This window comes from Sphingomonas bacterium, assembly GCF_903644135.1.
Taxonomy (GTDB): Bacteria; Pseudomonadota; Alphaproteobacteria; order Sphingomonadales; family Sphingomonadaceae; genus Sphingomonas.
Map to the genome: position 1 here is coordinate 1 of NZ_CAHJXA010000198.1, position 5,248 is coordinate 5,248.

Sequence of the window (5,248 nt, forward strand, 5' to 3'; positions counted from 1 at the left end):
CCGGCGCGGGCGCGACGGGGGTGCTGATCGAGGGCGGCGCGACCGGCGTGCTCGGCGGCCAGGGCACGATCGCGCTGACCGGCAACGGCACCATTGCCGCGATCGTCGACGGGCAGAAGCACAGCCTCGACGGCAGCGCCAGCGGCACGCCGGTCGCGACCACCAGCCTGACCAGCACCGCCGCGCTCACCACATCATCGGACAACGTGACCGGCTATGTGGCGCGGAACCAGGGCCGGCTGACCCATGATGGCAGCATCGTGTTCGGCGGCACCAACGACACCGGCATCCTCGTCATCACCGGCGCGAACGTCGTCCACACCGGCTCCATCGCGCTAACCGGCAGCGGCATCGGCACGAGCATCGCCGCGGGCGGCAGCTTCACCAACAACGGCGCGGTCACCGTCGCGTCGGGCACCGGCATCTCGATTGATGGCGCAGGCTCCACGCTGCTGGGTGCCGGCATCGTGTCGGTCGGTACCGGCATCGCGGCCCTCGCGATCACCAACGGCGCGGCCGTCAACAGTACCGGCAGCTTCACAGCCGGCGGCACCGCCAACGGTATCCTGCTCAACGCCGGCGCGGGCGCATTGACGCTGGGCGGTGGCACCGTCACCGCCGCGGGCAGCGGCAACGGCATCGAGAATGCGGCCGGCTCGTCCGCAATCCGTCTCAACGGCACCACCGTCGTCGCGAGCGGGTCGGGGAGCGCCGTCCACACCGGCGTCGCGCTCGATCCGCCTCGGTCGCCACCCTGACTGCCGCCGGCACCAACAGCACCGGCTTTGACTTCTCGGGCACGGGGGGCTCGCGGGTCGCCGGCAACCTGGCGCTCGGCACCGGCCTGACGATCGTCGCGAGCGGGGTCGGCGCGACCGGCGCGCGGCTGGCGACGACGGGCAACGTCGCCTTGGGCGGCACTATCCGCGTCACCAACGCGCTGGGCGGATCGGCGCTGGTCGCCGGCCTGGCGGCATCTGTCGCCAATGCGGGAACCCTCGTCTCGATGAGCACCACCGCGCCCGTCGTCGACCTGACCGGCGGCGCGGTGGCCTTCACCAACACCGGTACGATCACCGCCGCATCCAGCACCGGCACCGCCATCGCCGGCGGCAGTAACGGCCAGGCGGTGACGCTGTCGTCGGGCGCGGTCACGGGCGCGGTGCTGCTCGGCGGCGGTGCCGACACCTTCCTGATGACCGGCGGCATCTTGGTAGGCGCGTTCAGTGCGGGCGGCGGCAACGACACCGCCACCTTCCGCGGGCTGACCGACGCCAACCTGTCGGGGGTCACCCGCATCGCCGGCGAAGGGACGGTGGCCGGCAACGACACGCTGACCTTCGATGCCACGCAATCGACCGGCACGCGCCGGATCACCGGCTTCAACACCGTCAACCTGGTCAACGGCTCGACGCTGACCGCCGACGGCAACCTGACACTGGCGAGCGGCACTGTCGCGATCGACGCGAGCTCGACGCTGTACGCGGGCGGCGGCGTCAACGCGGTGATCGGCGCAGGGGCCGGCGGCACGTTGACGCTCGTCAATGCCGGCACGCTCGACCTGACCAATGGCGGCCCGGGTACGACCGATACCCTGACCGTCCGCGGCAATTATGTCGGCCGGAACGGCACGCTCAAGCTCCAGACCCTGCTCGACAGCGACGGATCGCCGTCGGACCGGCTGATCATCGACGGCGGCCGGGTCAGCGGCAGGACGTCGATCCAGATCGCCAATGTCGGCGGGCTGGGCGCGGCGACCACGGGCAACGGCATCGAGGTGATCAGCGCCATCAACGGCGGCCAGACGACGGCGACGACCAGCAAGGACGGGTTCGTGCTGGCCGGCACCCATGTCGATGCCGGTGCCTTCCAGTATCGCCTCTACGCTTCTGACCTCGCCGGCACGAGCGAGAGCTGGTTCCTGCGCACCCAGGCGGCGGCGTCCGACCCGGCAGCAACGCAGGGCCTTGCTACCTATCGCGTCGAGGTGCCGCTGCTGGCGGCGTTGCCCGGCCAGCTGCGCGATGCCGACCTGACGATGCTGGCGACCTATCACAAACGAATGGGCGATCCGGACGGCGCGGTGGCACCCGGTCTCACCGTTCCCGGCCGCTTCTGGGGGAGGTTCATCGCCGAGCAGGGCCGCACCCGCCAGGGCGGCGACGCACGGCCGACCACCGACGGGCATCTATATGGCGGCCAGATCGGCGTCGACCTGCTGCGCTTCGGTGGCCGTGGCGGCCATCACGATGCCGGTGTCTATGGCGGCTATCTCGACGCCAAGGCCAACACGAGCGGTTTCGCGAGCGGCATCGACGGCAGCTATGTCGGCCGGCTGGAGCCGACCGCGCGCTACGCCGGCGTCTATTGGACTTATCAGGCGGACAACGGCTTCTACACCGACACCGTTGTCCAGTTCAGCTGGTATCGCGGCAAGGCGCTGGTCGCGGACGGCGGCCGCATCGGTATCCGTGGCACCGGCGCGCTGGCTTCGGTGGAGACGGGCTATCCGCTCAAGCTGACGAGCAACTGGTCGATCGAACCCCAGGCGCAGCTGATCGGGCAAGGCGTCTCGATCGACAGCGTCACCATCCCCAACGCCAGCGTGGCGCAGCATTCGCCGGGCTACCTGACCGGGCGGCTGGGGCTGCGCCTCAAGGGGCGGTACGCGACGGCGGCCGGGGCGGTGCAGCCCTATCTGCGTGCGAATGCGTGGCGGGGCTTCGCGTCGACCGACCAGACGTTGTTCGCCACCGCCGCCGCGACCACCGCCATCGCCACGCTGTCGTCGTCGTTCTGGGGCGAAGGAGGCGCGGGCGTCACCTGGTCGATCCGGCCCACCTTGGCGCTGTTCGGCGAGGGCGATTATCGGTTCTCGCTCGACAACAACCAGGGCGTCACCGGCCATTCGACCAGCGGATCAGTGGGCCTGCGGGTTCACTTCTGATCGGTAGTTCATGAGCGTTGCCTCAGCGGTAAGAGCTTCGAAAGCGGGGTATAAGCAATTTACATGCGATTGCTGCAAATGTCTTATAGTTCTGCCTAGGCTAAGCATCAGTAGCTGAATTTATTACAAGATATCGGCAAGTGCTTTTTGAGTAAGATCGTAATTGTTTCTATAAAGGTTGTTATCAAAGACCGAATCATATCTCCTTATCAGCCGTCTGCTCCGATTTGACAGCTAGTAATCACATCCTCCATTTTGGAGTATTAGCGGCAGTTATCCCTCTTCTTTCAGAGTGACTTAGACGCTCCGCGCCGAGTGTAGGCGAACCGGAGAGGCTCGAAAGGAACTCAACATGAAAGAGGGATTCAACGGATCGGCAAGCCGCATGGCTCTGATCGGCAGCCTTGGGGTCGTGGCGGCGATGGCCTTGCCGTCCAGCGCGTCGGCGCAGTCCGTGTGCATCCCGCTGCCCGGCGTGACCAACTGCACCGTCACCGGGCCGCAAGCGCCGACCCTGCTGCCGAGCACGACGACGCCGCTGCGGGTCACCGTGACGCCGGCGCTCGACCTGACCAGCTCCCTCGCGGTGGCGACGTTGAACGGTGTCACGCTTGGCGCGCCCGGCGCGGTGTCCTCATCGCTGCCGAACCAGCCCGCCTTGTCGGCGGATGCGGCAAGCATCGCCGCGACGGTGGGCAAGCTGACCACCACGGCAACCGGGTCCAACGGTACCACCCTTGTCTCGCTCGCCGGCCCAACGACGCTGAACGCCGATGCCATCACCACGTCGGGCGACCTCAGCGACGGCGCTCTCGTCCGCGCCGCCGGCAACATCAACCTGTCGGTCAACGTGTTGCAGACCGGCGGCAACCGAGCGCTCGGGCTCGACCTGGCGACGGCACCTGCCGCTTGCGTGGCACTGGGCGCGGGTGCCTGCGGCATCAATGGCACCGTCGGCACGCTCACCACGACCGGACCCGGCAGCCTCGGCGTACTCGCCAACGCCGCCGGCCCCACTGCCCTGCGCATCGATGCGCTGCAGACAAAGGGCGCAGATGCCGCGGGCCTCAACCTCGCCAGCGACCCGGCAGCCTGCGCGGTGCTCGGTCGCGGCAGTTGCGGCACCGCGTTCACCGTCGGCCAGTTGCTGACCAGCGGCGATCGTTCGCCCGGCGTGCTGGCGACGATCGCGGGGCCGACCACCGGCAGCATCGGCCTGCTTCAGACCAGCGGCGCGAACGCTCCCGGCCTGACGATCACCGGCGATCCGACCGCCTGCGTGCTGCTCGGCGTCGGTGGCTGCACGACGAACGTCGCGGTCGACCGCTTGCGTACCGCTGGCGTGAACTCGGCCGGTGTGCTCCTCAACGCACCCGCGAACCTGTCCGCCACGCTGGGTGACGTCGCGACGCAGGGCGACAACTCGCCGGGCATCGCCACCTCGCTCAATCCAGCGGCGTGCGCCGTCCTGGGCAGCGGCAATTGCGGCACCACCATCATGGCGGGCGACGTCACGACGGCCGGCAACCGATCGTCCGGAATCGGCGTGCTGGGCAGCGGCCCGGTCAGCGTCGTGACCGGCCCGGTCTCCACCGCCGGCCAGAACGCGCCGGGCGTATCGGTGGTCACCGATCCCACCGCGTGCCTGATCGTCGGCACGGGACTATGCCCGACGACCGTCACGACCGGCCCGGTGCAGACCCGTGGCGACACCTCGCCGGCCGTGGGCGTCACTGGCGCAGGTCCGGTCACCGTCGGCACCGGCGCGATCTCCACCGCCGGCGTCAACTCGCCCGGCCTCACCGTCGCGACCAGCCCCGCGGTGTGCGCGGTGATCGGCGTCGGCAGCTGCGCAACGGTGGTGAACAGCGGCGGCGTGACCACGCTGGGCAACGGATCACCCGGCATCGGCGTGGTCGGCAGCGGCCCCACCACCGTCACCACTGGCCCGGTCTCGACGGCGGGTGCCAATGCTCCCGGGGTGACCGTCGCGACCGATCCGGCGGCGTGCCTGGTCGTCGGCAATCTCTCCTGTACCACCAGGCTGACGATCGGCCCCGTGCAGACCGGCGGCAACGGTTCTCCCGGCATCGGCGTCACCGTCGGGGGTCCGACGACGATCGCCACCGGACCGATCACGACCGGCGGCACCGGTTCGCCCGGGCTGAGCGTGACGATCGACCCGGCGACGTGTGCGATCCTGGGTGCCGGTTCCTGCGCCACAACCATCGCGACCGGCCCGATCAGCACCGGCGGCTCGTCCGGCATCGTCGTCGCTGCTGGCGGCACGAGCGGGGGCGG

At 69.4% G+C, this 5,248-nt stretch carries 2 protein-coding genes and 1 pseudogene; all 3 read left to right on the plus strand.

The features are described from left to right. Nucleotides 1-758: pseudogene (locus HUU96_RS10730) on the plus strand (hypothetical protein); the annotation flags it as partial. A gap of 152 nt (nucleotides 759-910) precedes the next feature. Next, nucleotides 911-2,947 (plus strand): autotransporter family protein, encoded by a 2,037-nt coding sequence (locus HUU96_RS10735; protein WP_174292797.1) that lies wholly within the window; start codon nucleotides 911-913, stop codon nucleotides 2,945-2,947. Between the two features lie 352 nt (nucleotides 2,948-3,299). Next, nucleotides 3,300-5,248, plus strand: a 1,949-nt coding sequence (locus HUU96_RS10740) for a beta strand repeat-containing protein (protein ID WP_174292798.1), incomplete at its 3' end; no start/stop codon positions are given.